The organism is Pseudoalteromonas sp. 11L1 (assembly GCF_055397545.1).
This window is the reverse complement of record NZ_AP041142.1, coordinates 241,247-267,391: the sequence shown is the minus strand read 5'-3', so window position 1 is coordinate 267,391 and position 26,145 is coordinate 241,247. Positions and strand designations below refer to the sequence as shown.

Here is a 26,145-nt window from a genome sequence, read left to right as displayed (position 1 = left end):
CCTTTAAATATTATCTTTATAGCTATCGGCCCATTTTACAGCTTGTTTGTATAATTTTGGTAAAAAAGCACTGTCTAAATTAATGAGTGATACCGCTTTCTCAAGCGCCCACCAGCTTCCCGTTTCGTAAGCTTTTACCGTTTCAAGGATATAATATAAATCATTTTTCTCGCCGGTTAGTGCCGCTTTAATTTCATCTGGGAATGGCAGTTTATCAACCAACAAGTCCATTGGCTTATCTAAAATAGCATCAAGAAGAGAAAACAGCCCAGTTAAAAATGCCTCACCTTGTACTTGTTTGGCGACTTTACTGGCTATTAATTCACAAAAGCGAGCGCGAATAACACACATTTGCATAAGCTCTATCGGCTTATCACGCACTGTGTGTGCTGTAACAATTAGGCTCACAAACTTTTTTAAACGCGCTTGACCTAAATATACCAGCGCTTGTTTTAATGATGATATTTGGCTTTGCAGCGGAAATATACCACTATTTAATAAACGCAGTAGCTTATAAGCCAGTGCCGCATCAAGCTCAAATAAACCAGTGATCACTTTAATGTCAGGGTCTGGTTTCATTACTTCTGAGTAAATGGCAATGACCAGCCCATAATTATAATGAATATCTTTTTGCTCTATCATTACTGGACGCGCAAAATAATAACCTTGGAAATAATCAAACCCCATTTGACGAGCTAATTTATACTCTTCATCGGTTTCTATTTTTTCAGCTAATAGCTTAATATTTTTATATTTTTTAAGTTTATTAACTACCAGAGGGATTTCGGCAAGAGGAGTAAGTCGAATATCAAATTTAATTAAGTTGACCAGTTTTAAAAAGCGCTCCCACTGTGGTGAGTAAACAAAATCATCTAGGGCTAACTTATAGTTGCTATGGAATAACTTGCGACATAGCTCGTAAGTATCGTCGGTGGGTTCTATGGTTTCGAGTAATTCAATAACCACATCTTTACAGGGTAAGAAATCACATAAATCAAGCTTTAAGGACTCAGGACCAATATTGATCAGCGCTTTTTTACCCGATGTAATATGGCGGGTACCTAAGTTTAGCTGGTTTTCCATGATAAGCCTTGCTGTAGCTTGACCATCAGATACACCAGGAAAGCAGTTCTCAGAACTATTGCGAAAAAGTAGTTCATAAGCTACTACGTTTTGATTTCGATTGAGAATTGCTTGCCTTGCAACAAATACCGACACATTACCTACTTTATTATATTTTCACCAGACTAAGTAATTAAAGCGTAAATAGGATCGGATGTCACTGAACTTTAATAAATTTTTTAATATAAGTATGTAATATAATCAGTTATGACGTCATCCCAGCCAAAGCGCGCATGCTTAGCGCTATTTTTTATTGCTTGCCATTGCTTAGGATTAGCGTGATTTACATTCAAGGCCTCAGATAAACTATGCAACAGTGCCTCTGCCTGAGCCGATAAGGTATCACCAATAAAACTAAAACCAGTCACATTATGCTCAACTGTATCTTTTAAGCCGCCAACACTGTGCACAAGACAAGGCTGACCTGCTCGCATTGCCAGCATTTGGCTAATGCCACACGGCTCAAAAGAGCTAGGCATTAAAAATAAGTCCCCTAGTTGATACATTAAATCACCAACACCTTGGCCATAACCTTTTAAAAACAATAAATTGCTATTTCGTGCCATCGCAGTGGTAAATAATTGTTCTAGTTTTTTATCGCCCGAGCCCAATACAATCAAGCGACCATTATATTGGTTTATAACCTTGCATACCTCATCAATAGTTAAACTATTGTTGTGTGGCTGGCACAGCAGCAATACTTTTTGCTCGGTGAGCCGCCCTACACTGGTCACTAAAGGCCCTTGCAGCTCTGATGCCATAAATTGTAAAACACGTTGGTGAGCAATATAGTGGCTGCTGTCTAAGTGTACGTTTTTTGCCATCCAACTAAAAAGCGTAGCTTCTATCTGCTCTAAAAGCTCGCTAAGCGTTGCCTGCTTCGGGTGTTGAGTTGTGTAATCACAGCCGTTGAGTATCCCAATCAGCTTGCCCTGCTCAGCCGCTTGTTGTAAGTCACGCTCGAGTCCTTCACCACCAAAAAAACCGCCTGCATTGTTACTCGCTATCTGCACTTCTTGGCTATAACTGGGTGAAACCACATGTACTTTATCGGCTAAATTAATAGCACTGCGCATGGGGTTAAAACAATGAGGGTAACGAGGATCACAAAGCAATTGACCATCATAACTTAATGAGGGAAACCACGCTTCTAAGCTAGAGTCATCGTCTTTAAAAGGGCGAATACCTTGTAAGGCTAAGTTATGAACAGTGTACACCAAGCGCAGCTTAGCAAGTTTACGATAGCGAGGCTCAAATTTTAGTAACACTGCCACACAAGCACTGTGCCAGTCGTGTAAATGTAACGTGTTTGGTTGTTTTAATACCCCTTGTAAAAGCGCTTCACAAATCGCGGCATTAAACAGTGCAAACTTACTCGCATCAGTAGCAAATGGACGATTGTCATCATCGTTGCAATACACACTATGTGATTGGCTGAACAAAGGGTGGCTTATTACTATTTGCCTCACTGCATTTTGCGTTTGTGGAATTTCAAACAGCGATAAAACGTGAGAGGCTGAATTGAACGCAACGTTTACTTCACCAATAAAACGGCGCTCACCCAATTCAAAACCATAATCAGGAATAGCCACATCAATCGTTAGTCCCTGTGTTGCTAACGCTTTAGGTACGTCACGTATGACATCGGCAACACCACCGACTTTGGCACTAGGTAACGCATCATTTTCTGCGGCAACCATTAATACATGCATTTATTTACTCTTATAGTTAGCTGCAAGGCTTTCGCCTTGCTATTTAATTATTGATTTAACTTAGTGTCTAACTTTGTCAGCATCTCGCGGGTTACCAAAACAATTCCCTTTTTAGATACTCTAAAACCATTGGCTTCGTCGGTTTTACGATTATAACCAATTTCTAACCCCGGGGGGATCTCACAGCTTCTATCAATAATGGCACGTTTTATTTTACACCCACGGTTAACTATAACACCGGGTAAAATAACCGACTCTTCAATAGTACAATATGAGCGAATATGTACATTAGAAAACAGTAATGACTTTCTCACTATTGAGCCTGAAATAATACAGCCACCGGATACGGTTGAATCAACAGCCATACCCCGACGATCGTCATCATCAAAAATAAACTTAGCAGGAGGAAGCTGCTCTTGGTATGTCCAAATTGGCCAAGTAGGGTCGTACAAATCCAATTGAGGCTCAGGCATAACCAACTCCATGTTCGCTTCCCAAAATGAATCTAAGGTCCCTACATCGCGCCAATAAGGTTGCCCTACTTGTGCAGGATCTCTAAATGGGTAAGCAAACACATTATGCTCTTCGATAATGGCGGGGATAATGTCATGACCAAAATCACGTCCTGAGCCTTCGGTTTGTGAATCTTTTTGTAATTGCTCAAATAAAAACTCAGTATTGAAGACGTAATTACCCATTGACGCTAAACACGTACCTGGTTTGCCAGGCACAGAGCTTGGTTCAGCTGGTTTTTCGTCGAATCGTCGCACTCGATTTTCTTGATCAACGGTCATTACCCCAAAGGTGCCTGCTGCTTCTTCAACCGCGACTTCTAAACAGCATACGGTCATATCGGCACCATTTTCGACATGCTTTGCTAACAAACCGCCGTAATCCATACGATATACATGGTCGCCTGACAAAATCATTACATATTTAGGTAGTTCATGGCGAATAATATCCATATTTTGAAATACCGCATCGGCAGTACCGCAATACCATTCATCACCATTACGCTGTGATGCTGGTAAAATCTCAACCGACTCGCCTAATTCCTTTTTAAAGTGCCCCCATGCACGATTTACATGGCGTATTAGCGAATGAGATTTATATTGCGTTGCAATCCCTACTCGTCTTACACCAGAGTTAATACAATTTGATAGTGGAAAATCAATAATACGGTGCTTGCCGCCAAAATAAACGGCTGGTTTTGCTCGCCAGTCTGTTAGCTCATGCAGACGAGAACCTCGTCCGCCGGCTAGAATGAGTGCATAGGTGTCTCTGGTTAAATTACTTATATAGCGATTTGCATAACTGGGCATATTACTCTCTCCATTTAGTGTCAGCTATTAGTTTCAGTGTTTGTTTTTACTGTTTGCTGTGAAGTATCTAGTGGGGTTAAGTGCCATATGTCATCACAATATTGGCCTATTGTTCTGTCACTAGAAAATAAGCCACTGGCCGCGGTATTTAAAATACTCATTTGAGTCCAGTGGGTTTGATCAGCGTACGCTTTATCCACTTCACGCTGCGCTGCAATGTAACTGGCAAAGTCATGTGCGGTTAGCCATGCATCGTCTTTGCTTTTAATGCCGCTAATGACATCATCAAATAAGCCGGGTTCAAATAGATTAAAATGACCACTTTCAAGGAGATGCATCACGCTATTTAGATCTGAGTTATTCGCAATAATTTCACTGGGATTATAATGCGCTCTAATTTCGTCAATGTGCTCGGCTTGTGCGCCAAATAAGAAGAAGTTTTCAGCTCCTACTGCATCGCGGATTTCAATATTCGCGCCATCTAACGTGCCTATTGTGAGCGCACCATTCATCATAAACTTCATGTTGCCGGTACCGGATGCTTCTTTACCTGCTGTAGAAACTTGCTCCGACAAATCTGTTGCAGGACATATAGTTTCCATGGCGGTCACATTGTAATTTGGTAAAAAGGCAACTCTTAAAAACATCGATACTTCAGGGTCTTTGTTGATCACCTCAGCAACATTATTAATCAGTTTAATAATTTTCTTCGCCATCATATAACCAGGTGCGGCTTTACCTCCGAGTAATACACACCGAGGTACCATGCCTTGTGTATCGCCACGACGAATGCGGTCGTATAAATGAATAACATGTAGCACATTGAGTAACTGGCGCTTATATTCATGAATACGCTTTACCTGCACATCAAATAGCATATTTACGTCAAACTCAACGCCACACTTTTGCTTTACTAAATCGACTAAACGCTGCTTGTTTTGCCGTTTTGCCTGCTGCCATGTTACGTGCAATTGAGGATCATCATAAAAACGACGTAATTGGCTAATTTTTGCAAAGTCGCCTACCCAGTCTTTTCCTATTTTCTCGCTAATAATATGGCTCAGACCCGGATTACAATAAGCAAGCCAACGCCTTGGTGTCACCCCATTGGTTTTGTTATTAAACTTTTCAGGCCATAATGAGTAAAAATCTTTAAACAAACCCGCAGTTAATAACTGGGTATGCAGTGCGGCTACGCCATTGACTGAATAACTACCAACAATGGCTAAAAAAGCCATGCGAATTTGCGGCTCTTCGCCCTCTTCAATTAATGATAAGTCTCGTTGCTTTTGCACATCACCCGGCCAATGCCTTGCAACCTCTGCTAAGAAACGGGCATTAATTTCAAAAATAATTTCTAAAATACGTGGTAATAATTTAGCAAATAACCCCACTGACCACTTCTCTAATGCCTCCGGCAATAAAGTGTGATTTGTATAAGCCATGGTTTTGGTTGTGATGTTCCATGCCTGATCCCAGTCGAGTTCATGGTCGTCAACTAAAATTCGCATCAGCTCTGCCACGGCAATACTAGGATGAGTGTCGTTAAGCTGAAAAACATGATGCTGAGCAAAATCAGTAAAATTATCTCCGTATTGCTCAATCCACTGGCTCAGTACATCTTGAATGCTTGCCGATGATAAAAAGTATTGCTGGCGTAAACGCAGTTCTTTACCATTTTCACTGCTGTCGTTAGGGTACAACACCATGGTTATTTGCTCTGCGAGGTTTTTTTGCGCCACCGCTTCTGAATAACTACCGGCATTAAATTCTGCTAAATTAAATTCATCTGTAGCTTCAGACTTCCAAAGCCTAAGGGTATTAACAATATTATTTTTATAGCCCGGAATAGGAACATCATAAGGAACCGCAAGCACATCTTGGGAGCTCATCCACTGGCGATGTTCACGACCAAATTTATCGGTATAACTTTGTACATAACCCGAGAACTTAACTCGTTTAGCTTGCTCTGGTGCGCTCAATTCCCAAGGATGACCTTCGCGTAGCCAGTTATCTGGCTGCTCAATTTGGTTGCCTTCTTTTATTGATTGATTAAACATGCCGTATTCATAGCGAATTCCATAACCCACTACTGGCAGCGCTAAACTCGCGCAACTATCTAAAAAGCATGCCGCTAAACGCCCCAAGCCACCATTACCTAAGCCAGCATCATGCTCTGCTTGTTCTACATTTTCCAGCTCAGTACAGTAAGCTTGCAGTGCAGTACTTACCTGAGATTCTAAATCAAGATTGAGTACCGCATTACCCAGTGCTCTACCCATTAAAAACTCTAGCGATAAATACGCTGTTTTGCGGCGTTTTTGTTGTTTAATTTGCTGATTAGTTTCTCTGCAACGCGCAACGAGTCTATCTCTTATTGTCAGCGCCAATGCATGATATAAATACAACTGCGACTCTCCCACCACATCACGCCCTAAGGTGTAATAAAAGTGGCGAGTTAAATCATCACTTAAGGTACTTTCATCAATAACTGGGCCTTCTTGCCAGCCTTTAACCACACACACTTGCTCGTCTTGCTTAGTCATAATCTTCGCCTTCTAAATTGGCACTAAAAACCCAACTACTTTGTGCTGAAATATTCACGGTTGCATCTTCTTCAACAACAGTTGATGCGTTATTTACGCTTGATAACACTAACGCCCATGTCGCAGTAATGGGCGATTGTGGTAATTGGCAGACCACGGGCTGTTTACTGGCGTTTAAAATAATTAATAAGGCGTGCTTATTTTGCTTATCAAGTAAGCTATACATTAAAAATTGTCGCGTATCTTCATGCCAATGTGTTTCATCCATTTCTTTACCTTGCTCGGTAAACCACTTAACGGTGAAACGTTCATCTATATCATCTAAAAATACACTGTGTTTAAACGCGCTGTGACCGCGCCTAATTTTTAACGCATCATCTATAAACTGAATTAAGCAATGGTTTAGCTGTGAGTCTTTCCATGCAAGCCAGCTGGTACGATTATTCTGGCAATAAGCGTTATTATTACCGCCTTGGGAGTGGGCCATTTCACTGCCTGAGGCTATCATTGGCACCCCTTTAGAGAGCAGTAAGGTAAGTAAAAAGTTTTTTTGTTGTTGTAGGCGCAAGCCCATTATTTCAGGATCGCTACTAAATCCCTCAACTCCGCAATTAAACGAATAATTAGCGCTGTGGCCATCTTGATTGTTTTCACCATTTGCTTGGTTATGTTTGTGCTCATAACTGACTAAATCGGCAAGGGTAAAACCATCATGACTGGTAATAAAATTAATACTATTAAGCGGGCCACGATTACTGTGTTCAAAAATATCAAAGGAGCCATGTAAACGCTTGGCAACATCACTAATAATGCCTTTTTCGCTTTGCCAAAAACGTTTAATCACATCACGGTATTGATCGTTCCACTCACGCCAAGGAGCAGGAAAAGCACCTAACTGATACCCACCAGGGCCTATATCCCACGGCTCACTGATCAGTTTTACTTTATTTAATATAGGATCTTGTGCAACGGCCTGTAAAAACGTGTGAGAAGCACTAAAGCCGGTACTTGAACGCCCTAAAATGGTTGCTAAGTCAAATCGAAAACCATCCACTCCCATAACTTCCACCCAATACCGCAAGCTATCAAGAACCAGTTGCAAAGTTTTTGGATGGTCAATATTTAAGGTGTTACCACAGCCGGTATCATTTATGTATACATTAGGTTGCCCAGTAATAGTGCGATAATAAGTAAGGTTATCGAAGCCACGTAAAGACAATATCGGTCCATCACTGCCCCCCTCGGCAGTATGGTTGTATACAACATCTAAAATAACTTCAATATTGGCGCGATGTAATTCGCTGACCATCTGTTTAAATTCGTTTATATCGTCATTAACCAAATAGTCTTTATGGGGGGTAAAAAAATTGATGCTATTGTAGCCCCAGTAATTTTGTAGCCCTTTAGTAATTAAAAACTGTTCACTTATAAACGCATGTACAGGCAAAAGCTCAATAGCGGTCACCCCTAAACTTTTTAGATGCTCAATAAAACACGGATGGCTTAAGCCTAAAAACGTACCTTGCTGTGCTTTTGGAATACCTGGATGACGACAGGTAGCGCCCTTTACATGGCATTCATAAATAACCGTATTAGCCCAGCTGTGATCAGGCTTTTTATTGATATATGAAACAGATGTAGTCACTTTAGATTTAGGGATATCTATTGCATTATTAACCACGCTTTTAGTGCCTATCGGCATTTGCCCGTAATGGCGCTCGCTCCAAGTAAACTCGTTAAACAAGTCTTTTGCATACGGGTCAATCAGTAATTTATGTTCATTAAATAACATACCTTTTTCATGGTTATACTCACCATCGACCCTAAAGCCATATAATGCGCCAGCGCTCAGTGGTGCAACGTGAATACTCCACACTCCGCCTTCGTTAATATTCATAGCTATTTTTAATATTTCTGTATGGCCACTTTTATCAAATAAACAAACAAATGCTTGGCTTGCATTAGGGGCGTATAAGGCAAAGTTGACACCGTTGCTTTGTACAGTCGAGCCTAGTGGCAAAGGTGCACCATGGGTAACCTCAAAGCAATTACTCATCATTCACCTTTTGTAAGTAGACCGTGGTTAAGCCACCCATGTGCAATGTAATACTGTGATCAAAGCCATGACTTGGTTGATTAATTGAATGTATTAGTTGGCTTGGCTCATCAGTGACATTAATACCTGAGCCAAAAAAACATGACTCATCAGTATTTAATATCACCTTGTAACTGCCTGTAGCAGGCACGCCTAAAGTAAAATGTTGATAAGCAGTTGGGGTAAAATTAGCGACAATAACCATAAAATCGTCAGCACTTTTGGCATAACGAATAAAGCTAAATATACTTTGCTGACTGTTATTATTATCTATCCATGAAAAACCAGTAGCGCAACTATCAAGCTCATAAAGTGCTGGATGTGCTTGATACACATGATTAAGGCGTTTAACCGTATCTTGAATACCTTGATGACTTTGGTGTTCAAGCAAGTGCCAGTCTATTGAATTGTCATGATCCCACTCTTTTCGCTGTGCTATTTCGGCGCCCATAAACAGTAGTTTTTTTCCTGGATGCGCCCACATAAACGCATAATAAGCCCGTAAATTAGCAAACTGTTGCCAATCGTCACCAGGCATTTTGTTTAGTAGTGAGCCTTTGCCATGCACCACTTCATCATGACTGAGCGGTAAAATGTAATTTTCACTAAAGGCATACACCATAGAAAATGTCATTTTATGATGATGGTATTTCCTAAATAGTGAGTCTTGCTGCATGTAATGCAGGCTGTCGTTCATCCAGCCCATATTCCATTTGTAACCAAAGCCCAAACCATTATGCTCAACGCTTTGCGTTACTCCGGGCCACGCCGTTGACTCCTCAGCAACCATCATAATACCGGGGTTATTTTTATAACTGCGTATGTTTACCTGTTTAAGGCACTCAATTGCCCCTAAGTTTTCTCTGCCACCGTAGCAATTAGCCACCCATTGCCCTTCTTTTCGGCTGTAATCAAGATACAACATAGATGCCACCGCATCTACTCGCAGTCCATCTATGCCAAATTGACTGAGCCAATACATTGCATTTGATATTAAAAAGCTTTTAACTTCAGGGCGATCGTAATTATAAATATAGGTATTCCAATCAGGGTGAAACCCTTGACGCATATCAGCATGTTCATATAAATGGGTGCCATCAAAACAATGTAACCCATGAGGGTCGCTTGGAAAGTGCCCCGGCACCCAATCGAGTAAAATACCGATATTGGCTTTATGGCATTGCTCAACTAAGTATTTAAAGCTGTTGTAATCACCAAAACGACTTGTTGGTGCAAACAAGCCTACCGGCTGATACCCCCATGAGCCATCAAACGGGTATTCACTAATAGGCATAAGTTGTAAGTGAGTAAACCCCATATCAGTCACGTAACTTACAAGCTTATCTGCCAGCTCGCCGTAGTTTAAATAACGATTATGTTCAGCGCGTTGCCAAGAACCTAAGTGCACTTCATAAATACTAATAGCGGCATCAATATGATTGCGCTGTTGCCTATTTATAATCGCTTTTTCACTGAGCTTAATAGGGGTAGGTTTGTACTGTAATATACTTGCAGTGCCTGGCGCTTGCTGCATTTTAAAGGCAAATGGATCGGCTTTATCTAAAACTTCACCACTGAGTGTGGTGATAGCAAATTTGTAACACATCTCGGCGCACAGCCCCGGGATAAATAACTCCCATACTCCACTGGCAGGATGAAACCGCATGAAGTGACGATTGGCCTGCCAAAAGTTAAATTCGCCAATCACTGAAACACTGGCAGCGTTTGGTGCCCATACACAAAAACGAACACCGTCTACGCCCTGTTGAGTCATAAATTGCGCGCCTAAGTGCGCATAGGCATGCTCAAGACTCCCTTCGTTAAACAGGTACATCGCTTGCTCATCAAGCGTACTACTGAAGCTGTATTCATCGTAAAAGGTAATATTATTGCTTTCATAACTAACTTGGCATTGGTAAATACTGCTTGGCATACTTGATAGCTCAGCTATAAATAAATCACTTTGTTTATAGCGCAATGCAGTAATTGTTTGATCACCAATTAACAATTCAACCTGCAGTGCTGCTGGCAAATACACTCGAATTTCTATGCCGCTTTGTGTACTATGCGTTCCTAAAAAGCTAAACGGGTCTTTAAAGCGTCCTGCTGCGAGCGCAGTAACTTGTGAATCATAATCAGTCACTGGCGTTGATTTCATATTTTTTATACTGCCCATTTACCCATTCCTCATTGAATGTATTGCAGTCAAAAGTGATGCATTATCAGTAAAAATATCCTCGCACGTATGTGTTAACACCCGTCTCCAATTGGGATACTCTTTATCTGTACCCGGAATGTTAACTGGGTAGCATTGTTTGTCTAAGTCATCAATTTGTAGGGCAAATAATCGCGATGGTGACTTTGCTAAACACAAAGCCAGCGCGCTATAAATCGCAAAAGCATCAGTGTTTAATGACATATCAGAATGTGTGTCGTGTGTATTAATAAAACCAAGTAGCCGCTGTTGTTCTTGTTGCCGTTGCTGCACGAGCTGCTGATGTTCAACGGCATCAATCAATTGATACTGTTGTTTGAGATTCAAATCACTATGCTGCCACCAGCCAACAAATGGCGGTACGTCATGATTGGCAATCATCAGCAGGCATTGTTCGCTAAGATGATCGCGATGAACAAATTCATCATTTTGTTGTTTTTCAAAATAAAATAAACTGTTTGAAAAAATACCACTGCTCACCAGCGCTTCTTTTACTTCAGGTGGCACAACACCTAAATCTTCGCCTATCACGACAGCCTGATTGAGGTGTGATTCAATTTTCAAAATAGCTAACAAGTGCTCGAATGGGTAGTAAACATAGCAACCATCTTGGCTGTTATTATTGTTAAAGCACCACCATAAACGTCTAATTGCCATCACATGATCAATACGTAATCCACCCACAGCATTCATGTTTGCACGTATAAGTGAGCGGTAAAAGTAATAGTTATTGTCAGCAAGGCGCATAGGATTTACTGCTGGCAACCCCCAATTTTGACCACTCGCAGCCCAAGGATCTGGTGGAGCCCCCACAGTTGCATTTTGGCTAAACAACGCTTGCTGGTTTTTAAATTCACTGCCCTCTTTGGCACAGCCCACCGCTAAGTCGTTAATCAAACCAATCGCCATTCCTTGGTCGATACAATGTTGTTGGCATCGTGCGAGTTGGCTGTGTGCCTGCCATTGCAGGTAATGGTCGAATGACGGCTGTGTAGTTTCTAACATGGCAAGTTCATCACAGTGCTGTTTACAAAATGCAGTAAACTCGTTATGCCGAGCTTGACTACCCTGTTGTTGAAAATGCACAAAAAGCAGTTTAAAGGCATTATATTTCTGCTCAGTAACCGTTTTATAATTAATAAAGGTTATATCTTGCTCGCTGTGCGACGTTAAACAACAAGAGGATAAGTAATCATCTAAAGCGGGGTTGTTAATACTATCGGACGATAAGTTAATTGCTATATACAATGGATTGAGTAACGCGCGGTTACTGGGGTTATAGGGACTGGCGCACTCTGGGTTATCTGCAAATAATAAGTGCAGAGGATTAAGTAAAATATAATCCATTTTTTGTTTTGCACATAACGTGGTTAATTCAAGTAAATCATTAAAATCACCAATTCCCATTCCGGCTTGGTTTTTTAATGTATATAACTGAATTGATAAGCCAAGGCGTTTACTATCGGCAATTTGATAAACTTGTTTAGGGATAGACCAAATTTGTGTAGTTGCCGATTGCGCTCCCATACTCAGCAAAGCATCATAATAACCCGTAGGTAAATGGGTAAGTGGTAACGCTATTTCAATATAACGGCAGTCCTTAAAAAAATACTCGCCTAATGGCGCATAGTCAGCTATTTGCTCAAATTGCAGTTTTATATTTAATGCAGGTATATTAAGAGTAATTTTATGGTGCGCGTCGGCTTCTTTAATACGTATTTTAAGCACATTGCTAGGCTGTTTTACTAAGCTAACAGCCGGTGCAAGCGTTAACCAAGTGGCCGCATCTAATTGATAATTTAACTGAGCTATTTGTGTTGCATCACTGGTGTCAACGCCACAGCACTGTAAGGCTAACTTGCGCGTTTGTTCACTAAAAATAACGTGTTCACCAGAATATTTAGTGTACTCATAACCTATTCCATGCAAATAAAATGATTGCGATAGTGCGTCCATTCACCAACCTTAATTAATGCGTTGAGTATTTACTATACTATTTTCTGAACCAAAATTATTGGCCTGATAGCCATCAGCCTGATGGTCGTTGTCCCACTGTTTACCATTAATCAAGTAACGGAAGTGAAACTCTTTATCAACAGGCAAACGCTGTTTACATTTAAACACACCCAATTTTTTATTTAATTTCATTGGCACTGGCTGCCAATCATTAAACTCCCCAAGCAAACAGACATCTTCAGCATCAGGATGAGAAAATTCAAACGTAACTTCTGCTTCGTTTTTTGTCTTAAAAAAGCGTTTATTCAACATAATAGGCTCCAACTAAACCATAAGGGTTATTAATCTTTGCCACAGGCCAAACAGCTTAAATAGGCGATGTGGAATCCATTCATTCACATAAAAACAAGCTTAAAGTTAAACAAAACTTTATTTACGCATTATTACAGTGCGTTATTTATTTTATCGCACTAGGTTGGTGCAGTTTTTAACCATTTAAACAGGTTTTTAGGTAAGCTCCTTTACCGAGCAATTTTTAAACCAACTACACTCAATTAAATAACTTTTAAAACAATACACTCATAATCATTTTTATTACCGCATTATGGTTAAAAACCTTTAGCTTAGCGGCATCATCAGCGATAATAATTATCCACCTAGCCAATGCGATGAATATTTAAAGACTATGATTAAAAAAAGCATTTTTATTACCTCTGTTATTGTTTTTCTAACCATCATCGCTGTTGTGGGTAGTTCAATTTATACACTATATAGTAAAAAGCTTGTCTCTGTAGATCCAAAGTTAAAAGAAATTTCAGGTATAGAATTTGATAAATATAAACGTCTATGGGCTATTAATGACAGCGGTGACGAACCTAAGCTTTATAGACTCAATGATGATGGTTCTATCGCTAAAGAAATTTTAGTCAGCAACGCAAAAAATATTGACTGGGAGGACATGACGCAAAATAAATTTGGTCATTTTTTCTTAGGGGACTTTGGCAATAATAAAAATGAACGTAAATGGCTAACCATTTATAAAATAGAAAACCCCATTGATATCAAAACAAATACCACCGAAGCCGAGATAATTAAGTTTACCTACCCGGAATTAGACGGCAGCCCAATAAAGCCAGAGCAACGTAACTACGACTTAGAGGCTTTTGTGGCTTTTGGTCGGCATTTATATTTATTTACAAAAAACCGAACTGAGCCCTTTGATGGTATTACCAATGTTTACAAAGTAGGCGACCATGCTGCAAATTTTGACGCCCAGCTAATAGACTCATTTAGAACCTGTACCACTATGGAAAAGTTATGCTGGATCACCTCAGCGGCGCTCAGTCCAAATAGAAAAAAACTTGCACTACTAGATTCAACCAGTATTTGGCTGTTTGAAGATTTCAAAGGGGATAAGTTTTTCTCTGGCGATGTGTCTAAAATTGATCTCGGCATTGTGACCCAAAAAGAAGCGATCACGTTTTATGATAACAATACAATTGCCTTTACCGATGAGGAATTTAAAGGCATTGGCGGTAATGTTTATTTTTTAAAGCTCGACCAAGTTACTAAAGTTAAAGTCAAACGAAGTCATACTCAAGCTAAGTAAGTTAAAATAAATCTATTTCTGAATCATTTTCTTGTACTTTGATTAGCTGTTCAGCAATTAAATCTTCGTAGATACAAAATTTATCTCGGCCATTATTTTTAGCGTAATATAGTGCTTTATCAGCGTTCTCTATTACAGTGATTGGAAAATCATAAGGGCTAATACGTGCTAAACCAGCACTGACCGTCATATTTCCAATAAAAGGAAACGATGTATTTCTGACGAGCTGTAAAAATTCTGCCATTTTATTACTTATAGAGTCTGCCTCGGTAGGCTCAAAAACAATCACAAATTCTTCTCCACCAAAGCGAAAAATCAAATCGGTTGAACGAAAAAAATGACGCATATTTTGCGCTAATATCAGTAGCACTTCATCGCCACAGATATGACCATACTTGTCGTTTATATTTTTAAAGTGATCAATGTCTAAAATAGCCAACCAAGATGTAGATGCGTATTTTTGCAGCCTTTTACCCTCACCCCGGGATAAACTGTGTACTTTCAATACTTGTTTTTCAATCAGTTGCTTTATTTTTTTCTCAAAGGTTTGTCTATTTAATAGACCTGTTAATTTATCTCTTTCATTTTCATGAAGAATGACTAAATAGTTTTCAAAAATACGACAAAAAGCATTCAACATCACTTGAGATGGACTATCTAGGCTGTTTGAAACCACTGAAATTGCGGCAACTGTTTTTTCTTGGCGGGTAATAGGTAACCAACGGCGCTCAATGCCATCTGTTGATTGCACCGTGATAATGCAAGCAGAACGTAAGCAAGATAGAAGTTCATCCTCAGGGTGTGTAACAATTTGTCGTTGTTGCCACTCAAATTGTTTTTCACCAGTAATTTTTAAACAAAGACTTTGCTCAATAGTAAGCTGGCCCTGAACTTCTACATCTTTGTAAACTGAGACTTCTTTACAGCCAATAAACTCTTGGATGGTCGATATCAAACTGTATTCAAGAGAATCTACATCTCTATTTTTAGTTATTTTGATGACTGAATTGAGTAAATTTTCTTGCATTGTACTCCCTAAAGCAAACTGGGCGTTAACAACTAATAAAATTCAGCATAGACCACGCAGTGGAATATGCTAGGTTTTATTAATGCCTGCCAGCTCAGGGAGATTTTTATTACTAATCTTAAATAAAGGAAACCTAACTATTAGTCATGCAATTTATAAATTTTTCAGATACCAGCGTTATAGCCACTTTATCAGTGTACATAACCTCACTATTTTTTGTAATAAAGTCAGCACACTGCGCTTGTGATTGTTTGAATTTTTGCTTGCATGAGTTTACTGACTCTCCAATGACTTCTTGATAAATACTTTCATCACATAAGCTATTGGCAAACTGACTCGCACCAGTAATAATCTCATCAATATTGATGGGAGAGGATTCTAGTTTGAAAAATATATCGCTGTAAGTTTCAACCGTTATATTATCGCTTGAGTCAAATAAAGTGGCCTTCGCACTTAAATATGAGCCACCTATTATTAATAAGGCTGCAGCAGCTAGTGTTGTGTATTTCATAACATTTCCTTGTAATGTGTTTGAGCAGTTTTTCCAAAACACCCTGTTTTACATAATATAACCAACTAAGGTTTATACATGTAATAAGTATATTTATCAGGTTTATTCAATACTTGGGGATTGTGGCAAACGAAGAGGCGAAGAGCCTATTGATTTGGTAAAAACAATCCTTGTTCCTAATAATGAGAAGACTACAATTAAGTAGGCTTAAATGCAAATAATTAATACTCACTGAATGGTGATAAACAATCAAATTAACGCTTAAATTTAGTTTCTAAAATAACCGATGAACGAGTACGCTCTACGCCATCGAGATTACCTATATCGTCCAGTAAATGGCTCAACTGCTCAAGGTTTTGAGCCTCAACAATGGCAATTAAATCAAACTCACCACTAATTGCATACAACTGAGATATAGCATCTATTTGCTTTAACTCTACGTTGGTTTTTGTCGTTAGCTTCTGCATAACCTTTATAGAGACGTGCGCAGAAACCAAGCTATTTAAAAAATCATCACCAAAGTCAACGCTATACCCTTTAATTACCCCACTTTGCTCCAACTTGAGCATACGGCTTTGCACTGTTGAGCGTGATAAATTTAAATGCCGAGCTAGATCAGAAATACTCGCTCGAGCGTTCATTTTTAATACTGATAGTAACTTTTCATCTTGGGGAGTTATCATAATGCTAATAAGTTTCGTTGATTTGACCATTATTCTAATCATTTTTCACAAAATAGCACTGCAAATTTAATTCATAACCTTTGATAATGACACTTTTAACAAGTAAAACACATTGTATTGCTGAATAAGCCTGAACTTAGCGTTATTTTTCAGCAACGTATTTTTTTATGTGATTAATTTAGGTGTAAAAATGCAAGTAACCAGAGATTTATTTAACGACGTAATGGTCCCTAACTACAACCCATCTGCAGTTATTCCGGTTCGTGGTGAAGGCTCACGCGTGTGGGATCAAAATAATAACGAATTTATCGATTTTGCCGGTGGTATTGCGGTTAATTGTTTAGGTCATTGCCACCCTGCATTAGTAGGCGCACTTAAAGAGCAAGGCGAGAAAATTTGGCACTTAGCAAATGTAATGACCAATGAGCCAGCACTTCGCTTAGCTAAAAAAATGGTTGATGCGACCTTTGCTGAAAAAGTTTACTTTGCAAACTCAGGAGCTGAAGCAAACGAAGCGGCTTTAAAATTAGCGCGTCGCTTTGCACTGAATAAATTTGGTGCTGAAAAATCTAAAATTATCGCTTTTAATAAAGGCTTTCATGGCCGTACTTTTTTCACTGTAACAGTGGGAGGCCAAGCCGCTTACTCTGATGGTTTTGGTCCAAAACCTGCTGATATTGTTCATTGTGATTACAATGATATTGCCGCTTTTGAAGCCTTAATTGGTGATGATACTTGTGCGGTAATGATGGAGCCATTACAAGGTGAAGGCGGTATTGTGCCACCAACCAATGAATTTGCACAAAAAGTACGTGAACTGTGTACTAAGCATAACGCACTGCTAATTTTTGATGAAGTGCAAACGGGTGTTGGCCGTACAGGTCACTTATACGCATACGAAGGCCTAGATGTTATTCCTGACATTTTAACCACGGCTAAAGCATTAGGTGGCGGTTTCCCAATTGGCGCGATGATCACCACTACTGACATTGCAGCTCACCTAAAAATAGGCACTCATGGTTCTACCTACGGTGGTAACCCATTGGCATGTGCTGTTGCAGAAGCTGCATTTGATACAGTAAATACCCCTGCGGTTTTAAATGGCGTAAAAGAACGTGAACAAATGTTCCGTGATGGTCTAAATGCCATTAACGAAAAATACCATGTATTTAGTGAAATCCGTGGTAAAGGCTTACTGATTGGTGCGGTATTAAATGAGAAGTTTGAAGGCCGTGCTCGCGACTTTTTAGTCGCAAGTGCTAACAACGGTTTAATGAATTTAGTCGCCGGAATGAACGTTATCCGCTTTACGCCTTCATTAGTGATCCCATTTGAAGATATTAAAGAAGGCTTAGCTCGCTTTGAAAAAGCAGTGAACGAAGTTGTAAACGGTTAATCACTAAGTAAAACATATTAAGCCCTGAGATAAATGTTTACCTAAGGGCTTTATCGGAGCAAGTAATTAATGCAAGTACTACGTCCTATTACTGTCAATGATTTTGCAGCACTTAAAGAGATTGCCATTGAATCAGGCCATGGTTTTACCTCTTTACCTGTCGATGATGGGCAACTACAAGAAAAAATAGACCGTGCACAAAACAGCTTTACTAAAAACGTTGATAAGCCTATCGACGAAAGCTATTTATTTGTTTTAGAAGACAGTCACACTGGCAAAGTAATTGGTACTACCGCCATTGAAGCAGCCGTCGGCTTGTCTGTACCTTTGTACCATTACCATTTAGGTAAAACCGTCCATCATTCACCCACTTTAGGCGTTTACAATACCGTTGATATTTTAAGTATGTGTAATGACTACACTGGTTGCTCAGAAATATGTACTTTATTTTTACGTGAAGACAGCAGAAAAGGCTTAACAGGTCGATTTTTATCACGTTCACGCTTTTTATTTATGGCACAGCATAGTGAACGCTTTGCCGACACTGTAATTGCTGAAATGCGTGGCGTGAGTGATGACCAGGGGCACTCTCCATTTTGGCAATGGTTACAAGAACACTTTTTTAGTATTGAATTTCCACAAGCCGACCACTTAGTAGGCTTAGGCGATAAAGTATTTATTAGCGAGCTTATGCCTAAATACCCTATCTATGTAAACTTGCTAAGTAAAAAAGCACAAGCGGTGATTGGTCATGTTCATGATAAAACCAAGCCTGCACTTAAGCTGCTTGAAAAAGAAGGGTTTGAACATCGTGGCTACGTTGATTTATTTGACGCAGGTCCCACGGTAGAGGCAAAGCTCGGTAATATTCGCAGTATTCGTGATTCACAAGTGTGCCCAATTACCATTGGTGAACTTGAACATATTAATGAGCAAAGCTCAGATACCCTTGCTATTTGTAATCAAGGGGTTAGCGACTTTAGAGCCACGTTCACTAAACACGCTCATTATAATCAAGCAAAGCACACCTTAGTTATCAGCCAAGAAGTAGCTGATGCACTTCATTTAAATCAAGGAGATGCAGCGCGATTTTTCCGCCTGTAACACTATTTATGAACACACAACTAATTAATAACCAATGGCACGCAGGCCAAGGCCCTGCTTTTAACTCTGTTAATCCAAGCAATGGCGAAGTTGTTTGGCAAGGTAATGGTGCCAGCCCCGAACAAGTTAGCAGTGCTATTGAAGCGGCAAGAGCCGCGCAAATTCAATGGGCAGATATGCCAATTGAACAACGTATTACCATTTTAGAAAACTTTGTTGCCCAATTAAAAGAACACAGCGAAGAATTTGCTAGCATTATTGCTCGTGAAACAGGTAAACCATTATGGGAAACACGCACAGAAGTCGGTGCGATGACAGGCAAGGTTGCTATTTCTATCCGTGCTTACAATGAACGTACTGGCACAACCGAAAACCCAATGCCTGGCGCAAAAGCCTTTATTCGCCATAAACCACATGGTGTAGTGGCTATTTTTGGCCCGTATAACTTCCCAGGCCACTTACCCAATGGTCATATAGTCCCTGCTATATTAGCGGGTAATACCGTGGTGTTTAAACCATCTGAATTAACTCCTCATGTCGCGCAGTTTACTTTAGAGCTGTGGCTAAAAGCAGGCTTACCTGCTGGGGTTATAAACCTTGTTCAAGGTGAACTAGAAACAGGTAAAGCACTTGCCTCACATCAAGATATCGATGGCTTATTTTTTACTGGTAGCTCAAACACGGGCCATTTATTACATAAACAATTTGCAGGCCATCCAGGTAAAATCTTAGCGCTTGAAATGGGCGGTAACAATCCGCTGGTGGTTAAAGATGTTGCTGATGTGAGCGCCGCCGTTCACGATATTATTCAATCGGGCTTTATTACTTCGGGTCAGCGTTGTACTTGTTCACGTCGATTATTTATTGAAAAATCAGCCAATGGCGATGCGATTTTAGAAAAGCTGATCAGCGCAACCAAAAATATTCTTGTAGATGATAGCTTTGCAGCCGAACAACCATTTATGGGTGCCATGATCAGTGAAAAAGCCGCCTTAGGCATGGTTGCAGCGCAAGCTGACCTAGTTAAACAAGGTGCTGAGGTACTCGTTGAGCTTAAACAATTAAAACCAGGCACTGGGTTTGTCAGCCCTGGTATTATTGATGTCACTAATATCGATGAAATCGCTGATGAAGAACACTTTGGCCCGCTAATTAAAGTATACCGCTACACTGACTTTGATAGCGCTATAGCAGAGGCGAACAACACCAGCTTTGGTTTATCTGCAGGTTTACTTGCAGACAGCGAAGATGATTACAGCCACTTTTTAAAGCGTATTCGTGCCGGTATTGTTAACTGGAACCGCCCTATTACAGGCGCATCAAGCGCAGCGCCATTTGGTGGCATAGGTGCCAGTGGTAACCACAGAGCCAGTGCATACTATGCTGCAGATTACTGCGCATACCCAGTAGCCTCAGTAGAGTCAGAAAAAGTTAATTTACCGCAAACCCTCGCACCGGGCTTAATAATTGAATAACAATTTTAGAAAATTTAAGGATTTACCATGCATACTGATGTAAACACATTATTTGATAACTTATGGCAAAACTACCTAACCGTAACGCCATCAGCTGATAAAATTCATGACTTATTAGGCTCAACGCAAAAAGACGACATTATTAACGATCATATTGCTTTGCGTACTTTTAACATAGAAAAAGTAGGCCTTGAAAAACTAGCTGCGCACTTTTTAGCTATTGGTTATAAAGAATGTGGTGAGTACCACTTTGAAGCAAAAAAACTCTACGCCAAGCATTATGAGCATAGCGATCCGACACAGCCTAAAGTGTTTATTTCTGAATTATTAGTTGAAAAATGTTCGCCTGAACTACAAGCAATCGTTACGGATATGGTGGCACAAATTGACGAAAGCGCTGTGACTGCCGATAACTTTTTATATTCAGGCACACATTGGCAAGTAAGCACCGATACATACAAAAAGTTATTAGCTGAGAGCGAATATGCAGCGTGGATGTCTGCGTGGGGTTACCGTGCAAATCATTTTACTGTGAACATTAATACCTTAGCTAAATTTGATAACATCCATGATGTAAACCAAGCTCTTAAAGATGCAGGTTTTGCACTTAATACCTCAGGAGGCGAAGTAAAAGGCTCACCAGAGGTGCTACTAGAGCAATCATCAACATTAGCTGATGAATACGCTGTGACCTTTTGCGATGGCGATATGCGCATTCCTAGCTGTTTTTACGAGTTTGCTATTCGTTATCCAAAACCTGATGGTGAAATTTACACTGGATTTGTTGCAGCCTCTGCAGATAAAATTTTCGAGAGCACCAACGCACGTTAACTGTGTTGTGCTAAATTAAAAAAAGCCCATTTTTGGGCTTTTTTTGTTTCTGAGAAAAAGCTCACTTATAAATCATAAAAACAACGGCTTGTAGTCGTTTTCTAATTGTTCAAATGACAAATTACCAATAAAACGACCAAAGCTCAGCCACGTAGCAAGTCCTCTTAAATCTTTAAAATGAGGCGGCACAAATTGTGGGTTTTCAATCACACCTAAATCATGTAGTTGCGATATTAACCTAAAGTCATCAATTGATATTTTACCCACCAGCAATAGCGGTAATTGGTCAATTCTGCCAAGCTGTATCGCCACCCGAATTAAGTTATAAACCAATACAAAGCCTTTTATATAAGCAATGTCTTTAGTAAACGGTAAGCCGGTTGCGGTGCTACCTCTAAATACACGCTGTGCAAGGGTGTAGCTGTCGTCTTTTGATAACCCTTGTGCTACATAATCTCGGTATATATCTACAAACTCAGCACCATCAATCACTTTGGTGACCGCTTGAATACGGTTTACTAATTTTGATAAGCGACGTGGTGTTGATTTAAGAGTAATTATTTCGGTCAGTACTGCAAGCCCTTCTTGGGTAACGGTAGAGCTTGGCGTGCCTTTACTCAAGCAAGTTAAATAAGGTTGCGCTAAGCCATTTTGAGTGGTGCCTACATGGATCCAGCCCTCGTGTACCTCTAAAATATCTAATTCGCGCTGAGAAAACTTAACATCTTGATTAAGCTTTATATTGTTAGCTCCTGCTGCCGCATCACTGACAATTCCGTCACTTAGCATTACTTCCACATTAATGCCTTGCATACTGGCATTAACTTGTTCAGATAAAATCCGCACCGCATCACTGGCATCAATATTTTTAGGATCTTCAGGCAAAATGTTCGCATCAAGTAAACTTTTTAATGGCTGCTCGAGCATATTAGCAAGCTCAGATAAAGAAGGCTCACCAGCATGAAAAAGATCTTTTGGGTGACCAAATAGCTCTACCGACAAGTCATGAAATTCGCCAGTGCCTCGATGCTCCAGCATATTGAGCACTGTTTTATATTCACCACACATTTTACCCATATATTGGGTTATTGGGTTTAATTGTCCCAACTGATTAATAATATTACGATGCAGTGTTGAAAATGCTTGGCGCAACTCACTAGGCACAAATCCTAAGTCGCGCTGTTGGTAATAGGCACGATCTATCAGAGGATTTTTTTGACATTTTTGCCTAAAAAACTCTTCTTTAGTCTGTTTATCCCAATTAATTGCATCGAGTATTCTAATGGGGGTTTGAAGTGCAATAAGTTGGTCGGATAATTCACGAGTTTTTAAAAGTAACGCTTTGTCTATCATGGTAAAAGCTCAACATAAAGTGAACTTTGAGCATAATTTATAAATTGAAAATAACAAAGCAATATCGCACATTCTTGACTATTGTTTTTATGATGATCGACCCGCATATCTACCCCGTATGAGAGAATAAATAAAAGGTATAAACAATGAAAAATGAAATCGACAACAAACAGATCCTAGCGGTTTACGAACGTATCCAGCAACGTGGTGAAACCACAGAAGAAGGTAAGCTTTATCAGGGGGTCACTGCATTTTCTGATATTGACGGCTATACCGTTTACTTACAAGGTAGTGGGGTATTATTACGTTTTGGATTTCATAATACCTATCACTTAGATTATGAACATGACAAACACAAAGACGATTTTTTGAAGAAACTCTACAACATAGCTAACGAAGAATAATGCGACCAACAAATAGACGAAATAGGCCAACTGGTTCACGCAATTTACAGTTTATTCAACAAGTTATTGCGCAATTAAAAGCTGAACCTGAAAAGCTGCAACTGATAAAAAATAACCTTGCTTATTACCGCGAACAAACACACTTAAAGCGCGGTTTTTTGCTCGCGATTGAACGTTTTGATTGGGTGTTTGAAGCTACTGATAACATCGACGAAATTTGTGAACAGATCATGGCCGATGATTATATTGGCAATCGCTTAAGACGTTATCCCCTTCTATTTAAAGGTGTTGTTGAAACCTAAACAGCACCTTGCTTTACCCCTTCTTAGGTTAACATTCGGTTAATTTACCTCCCATCTCCCTTTCTATAATCGGTATTTCATCGGAAAAACAGATATATTCGTTTTACCTTCACATAACTACCCTGCTGGTAAAAAATACAATTAGTACTCTAATAGTTAACGCACTAACAAATAAATCACTAAAAGTTTCTCTTACCTCGTAAACAATTAATTACACTATATAAGCAAACACAAAAAACAAATATAACCCACTGTTATTTATTGATTTTATATAAATCATTATGTTGTTAATTTTGCATCATTTAATACTCATTTTGTTAATCATTTATCCATACTTTACTCTCTTGCTATTTACACAAGCCTTGAATTGTTAGAGCTATTACCTTAAGCTTAATCTTTATTGAACGTTCAATTAATAAAAATTATGCCCAAAGTTGGAATGGAACCTGTAAGGCGTCAGCAGCTAATTGACGCGACTATAGAATCAGTTGCTCAAAAAGGGCTTCAAGCGACTACAATTAATAGCATTAGTAAAAATGCTGGAATGTCATCAGGCATAATTAGTCATTACTTCGGTGGGAAACAGGGGCTAATTGAAGCAACTGTGCGTTATTTACTCTCGAACTTGAAAGACGACTTAATTAATAAAGTTGATGAAAACACCACTGCAACTCAAAGGTTAATGTTTATTGTTGAATCAAACTTTGCGCTAGTACAACAACGAAAAGATACCACTCGGACGTGGCTAAGTTTTTGGGCGCAATCAATGCACGATAAGGAACTTCATCGTCTACAAAAAGTAAACAGCAAACGCTTGCAGAGCAATTTAACCGTTTCATTTAAGCAATTAATGCCTTTGGCGCAAGCGACACTCGCGGCCGAATTAACCGCAGCAATGATTGATGGCTTATGGCTTCGTGCCGTATTAAGCCAATCAGACGAAAATCAGTTTAAACACAGTGAATCACTGGCTAAAAACTACGTGCATTCACTTATCAAGCAATATGGAGCCTAACGTGACTACACCTATTTATCAAAACTTTATCAACGGCCAATTCCTTGCGAATAAAAGCGGCGAAACATTTGATGTAGTAAACCCTGCAACCGGCCAGGTAATTTATGCCGTTGAAGTCGCTGATGAGTATGTTCAAAACGCAGCGATAGAAAGTGCAAAACAAGGCTTTAAAGTTTGGTCAGCGATGACCCCTATTGAGCGCAGCCGTATTTTATTAAACGCCGTTGCTATTTTACGCGAGCGCAATGACGAGCTTGCCCTGGTTGAAGTTCTCGATACTGGTAAACCAATGCAAGAAGCTAACTGCGTAGATATTGAAACAGGCGCAGATGTTATTGAATATTTCGCAGGCCTTGCCCCTGCACAAGTTGGTCAACAGCAAATGGTTGGCGATGATTTTTATTATACTCGCAAAGAACCTCTAGGTATTTGTGCAGGTATTGGTGCATGGAACTACCCATTACAAATTGCATGTTGGAAGTCAGGTCCTGCTCTTGCAGCGGGTAATGCATTTATTTTTAAGCCATCTGAAGAAACACCACTTGGCGCAATTAAATTAGCCGAAGTGTTTATTGAAGCAGGCGTTCCTGCTGGCGTATTTAATGTAGTGCAAGGCGCGGGCGAAGTAGGTCAATGGCTTACTGCACATCAAGATATTGATAAAGTATCGTTTACTGGTGAAGTAGGTACAGGTAAAAAAGTTGTAGCCAGTGCTGCAGGCACATTAAAAGATGTGACTATGGAGCTCGGTGGTAAATCGCCATTACTAGTATTTGATGATGCCAATATAGAGCAAGCAGTAAGTGCCGCTATGCTAGGTAACTTTTATACCCAAGGTGAAATTTGCACTAACTGTACCCGTATTTACGTACACAAAAATGTTTACCAACAATTTATTGATGAACTTAAAACACGCACTGAAAACAATATTATTGCCGGCGACCCACAAGATCTAAACACTAACTTTGGCGCGCTTATTTCTAAAAAGCATCAAGATTTAGTGATGAGTTACATCGACAAAGGTCTTGAAGAAGGCGCAACACTATTAACAGGTGGTTCAACGCTTTCTCCAGAAGCAGCGCCAAATGGCTATTTTGTAGCGCCGACTGTGTTTGTTGATTGCAATGATGAAATGACTATCGTTAAAGAAGAGATTTTTGGCCCAGTAATGAGCGTTTTAGTCTTTGATGATGAAGATGATGTGATTGCCCGCGCTAATGGCACTCACTTAGGTTTAGCTGCAGGCGTTTTCACCAGCGACATTAAACGCGCTCATCGCGTAATTCATCAACTGCAAGCCGGTATTTGTTGGATTAATGCTTACGGTAACTCACCAGCAGAGATGCCAGTGGGTGGTTATAAGCAATCGGGTATTGGTCGTGAAAATGGCATAGAGACTCTAGATCATTACACACAAACTAAATCTATTTATGTTGGCATGGCCGACATAGAAAGCCCGTTTTAAGG

21 protein-coding genes are annotated in these 26,145 nt (G+C 39.8%); 9 read left to right on the top strand and 12 right to left on the bottom strand.

Annotation, left to right across the window (positions count from 1 at the left end):
• Positions 1-3: 3 nt before the first annotated feature.
• The 8 genes from ACZ5WS_RS16925 to ACZ5WS_RS16890 all read right to left on the bottom strand — a co-directional run bounded on the left by ACZ5WS_RS16925 (position 4) and on the right by ACZ5WS_RS16890 (position 13,280).
• Positions 4-1,218, bottom strand: a complete 1,215-nt coding sequence (locus ACZ5WS_RS16925; RefSeq protein WP_138607936.1) for an EAL and HDOD domain-containing protein — start codon at positions 1,216-1,218, stop codon at positions 4-6.
• An 83-nt stretch (positions 1,219-1,301) separates the two neighbouring features.
• Positions 1,302-2,834: a glycogen synthase gene (locus ACZ5WS_RS16920; protein ID WP_464712069.1), complete on the bottom strand. Its 1,533-nt coding sequence runs from the start codon at positions 2,832-2,834 to the stop codon at positions 1,302-1,304.
• A gap of 47 nt (positions 2,835-2,881) precedes the next feature.
• Positions 2,882-4,156 carry a glucose-1-phosphate adenylyltransferase gene (glgC, locus tag ACZ5WS_RS16915; RefSeq protein WP_464712068.1) on the bottom strand — a complete coding sequence of 425 codons (1,275 nt, stop codon included), beginning with the start codon at positions 4,154-4,156 and terminating at the stop codon, positions 2,882-2,884.
• Between the two features lie 20 nt (positions 4,157-4,176).
• On the bottom strand, positions 4,177-6,702 hold the full coding sequence (locus ACZ5WS_RS16910; protein WP_464712067.1) for a glycogen/starch/alpha-glucan phosphorylase: 2,526 nt from the start codon (positions 6,700-6,702) through the stop codon (positions 4,177-4,179).
• Positions 6,695-8,758, bottom strand: a complete 2,064-nt coding sequence (gene glgX, locus ACZ5WS_RS16905; RefSeq protein WP_464712066.1) for a glycogen debranching protein GlgX — start codon at positions 8,756-8,758, stop codon at positions 6,695-6,697. The genes ACZ5WS_RS16910 and glgX overlap by 8 nt, the downstream gene beginning before the upstream one ends.
• Entirely contained in the window at positions 8,751-10,973 is a 2,223-nt protein-coding gene (gene glgB, locus ACZ5WS_RS16900) for a 1,4-alpha-glucan branching protein GlgB (RefSeq protein WP_464712065.1), read from the bottom strand. The genes glgX and glgB overlap by 8 nt, the downstream gene beginning before the upstream one ends.
• Positions 10,974-12,968: a 4-alpha-glucanotransferase gene (gene malQ / locus ACZ5WS_RS16895; RefSeq protein WP_464712064.1), complete on the bottom strand. Its 1,995-nt coding sequence runs from the start codon at positions 12,966-12,968 to the stop codon at positions 10,974-10,976.
• A 9-nt stretch (positions 12,969-12,977) separates the two neighbouring features.
• Positions 12,978-13,280, bottom strand: a complete 303-nt coding sequence (locus tag ACZ5WS_RS16890; RefSeq protein ID WP_178957171.1) for an isoamylase early set domain-containing protein — start codon at positions 13,278-13,280, stop codon at positions 12,978-12,980.
• A gap of 373 nt (positions 13,281-13,653) precedes the next feature.
• On the opposite strand from ACZ5WS_RS16890, the gene ACZ5WS_RS16885 reads away from it, so the two are divergent.
• Positions 13,654-14,577, top strand: coding sequence for a hypothetical protein (locus tag ACZ5WS_RS16885; RefSeq protein ID WP_178957172.1), 924 nt, complete (start codon positions 13,654-13,656; stop codon positions 14,575-14,577).
• 1 nt (position 14,578) lies between these two features.
• On the opposite strand, the gene ACZ5WS_RS16880 is transcribed toward ACZ5WS_RS16885, so the two are convergent.
• The 3 genes from ACZ5WS_RS16880 to ACZ5WS_RS16870 all read right to left on the bottom strand — a co-directional run bounded on the left by ACZ5WS_RS16880 (position 14,579) and on the right by ACZ5WS_RS16870 (position 16,798).
• The gene (locus ACZ5WS_RS16880; RefSeq protein WP_178957173.1) at positions 14,579-15,604 is read right to left on the bottom strand and encodes a GGDEF domain-containing protein; all 1,026 of its coding nucleotides are present in this window, start codon (positions 15,602-15,604) and stop codon (positions 14,579-14,581) included.
• A 133-nt stretch (positions 15,605-15,737) separates the two neighbouring features.
• A complete protein-coding gene (locus ACZ5WS_RS16875) occupies positions 15,738-16,115 on the bottom strand; it encodes a hypothetical protein (protein ID WP_138607917.1) in 378 nt (125 codons plus the stop codon).
• A 254-nt stretch (positions 16,116-16,369) separates the two neighbouring features.
• Positions 16,370-16,798, bottom strand: a complete 429-nt coding sequence (locus ACZ5WS_RS16870) for an Lrp/AsnC family transcriptional regulator (protein WP_138608036.1) — start codon at positions 16,796-16,798, stop codon at positions 16,370-16,372.
• 190 nt (positions 16,799-16,988) lie between these two features.
• Here ACZ5WS_RS16870 and ACZ5WS_RS16865 point away from each other — a divergent pair, with 190 nt between their 5' ends.
• From ACZ5WS_RS16865 to ACZ5WS_RS16850, 4 genes are all read left to right on the top strand, one after another.
• On the top strand, positions 16,989-18,194 hold the full coding sequence (locus tag ACZ5WS_RS16865; protein WP_464712063.1) for an aspartate aminotransferase family protein: 1,206 nt from the start codon (positions 16,989-16,991) through the stop codon (positions 18,192-18,194).
• Positions 18,195-18,263: 69 nt separating this feature from the next.
• Positions 18,264-19,298, top strand: coding sequence for an arginine N-succinyltransferase (astA, locus tag ACZ5WS_RS16860; RefSeq protein ID WP_464712062.1), 1,035 nt, complete (start codon positions 18,264-18,266; stop codon positions 19,296-19,298).
• An 8-nt stretch (positions 19,299-19,306) separates the two neighbouring features.
• Positions 19,307-20,773 (top strand): succinylglutamate-semialdehyde dehydrogenase, encoded by a 1,467-nt coding sequence (gene astD, locus ACZ5WS_RS16855; protein WP_464712061.1) that lies wholly within the window; start codon positions 19,307-19,309, stop codon positions 20,771-20,773.
• Positions 20,774-20,800: 27 nt separating this feature from the next.
• Entirely contained in the window at positions 20,801-21,604 is an 804-nt protein-coding gene (locus ACZ5WS_RS16850) for a DUF1338 domain-containing protein (protein ID WP_178957188.1), read from the top strand.
• A gap of 72 nt (positions 21,605-21,676) precedes the next feature.
• Here ACZ5WS_RS16850 and ACZ5WS_RS16845 read toward each other — a convergent pair whose 3' ends face one another.
• Positions 21,677-22,957 carry a flavohemoglobin expression-modulating QEGLA motif protein gene (locus tag ACZ5WS_RS16845; protein WP_138607907.1) on the bottom strand — a complete coding sequence of 427 codons (1,281 nt, stop codon included), beginning with the start codon at positions 22,955-22,957 and terminating at the stop codon, positions 21,677-21,679.
• Positions 22,958-23,103: 146 nt separating this feature from the next.
• Between ACZ5WS_RS16845 and ACZ5WS_RS16840 the strand changes: the two genes are divergently transcribed.
• From ACZ5WS_RS16840 to betB, 4 genes are all read left to right on the top strand, one after another.
• A complete protein-coding gene (locus tag ACZ5WS_RS16840; protein WP_010388948.1) occupies positions 23,104-23,361 on the top strand; it encodes a DUF3081 domain-containing protein in 258 nt (85 codons plus the stop codon).
• Positions 23,361-23,663 (top strand): hypothetical protein, encoded by a 303-nt coding sequence (locus tag ACZ5WS_RS16835; protein WP_464712060.1) that lies wholly within the window; start codon positions 23,361-23,363, stop codon positions 23,661-23,663. The genes ACZ5WS_RS16840 and ACZ5WS_RS16835 overlap by 1 nt, the downstream gene beginning before the upstream one ends.
• Positions 23,664-24,102: 439 nt before the next feature.
• Positions 24,103-24,678: a transcriptional regulator BetI gene (gene betI / locus ACZ5WS_RS16830; protein WP_138607901.1), complete on the top strand. Its 576-nt coding sequence runs from the start codon at positions 24,103-24,105 to the stop codon at positions 24,676-24,678.
• A 1-nt stretch (position 24,679) separates the two neighbouring features.
• Positions 24,680-26,143, top strand: a complete 1,464-nt coding sequence (betB, locus tag ACZ5WS_RS16825) for a betaine-aldehyde dehydrogenase (protein ID WP_178957191.1) — start codon at positions 24,680-24,682, stop codon at positions 26,141-26,143.
• The last annotated feature ends 2 nt before the right edge of the window (positions 26,144-26,145 follow it).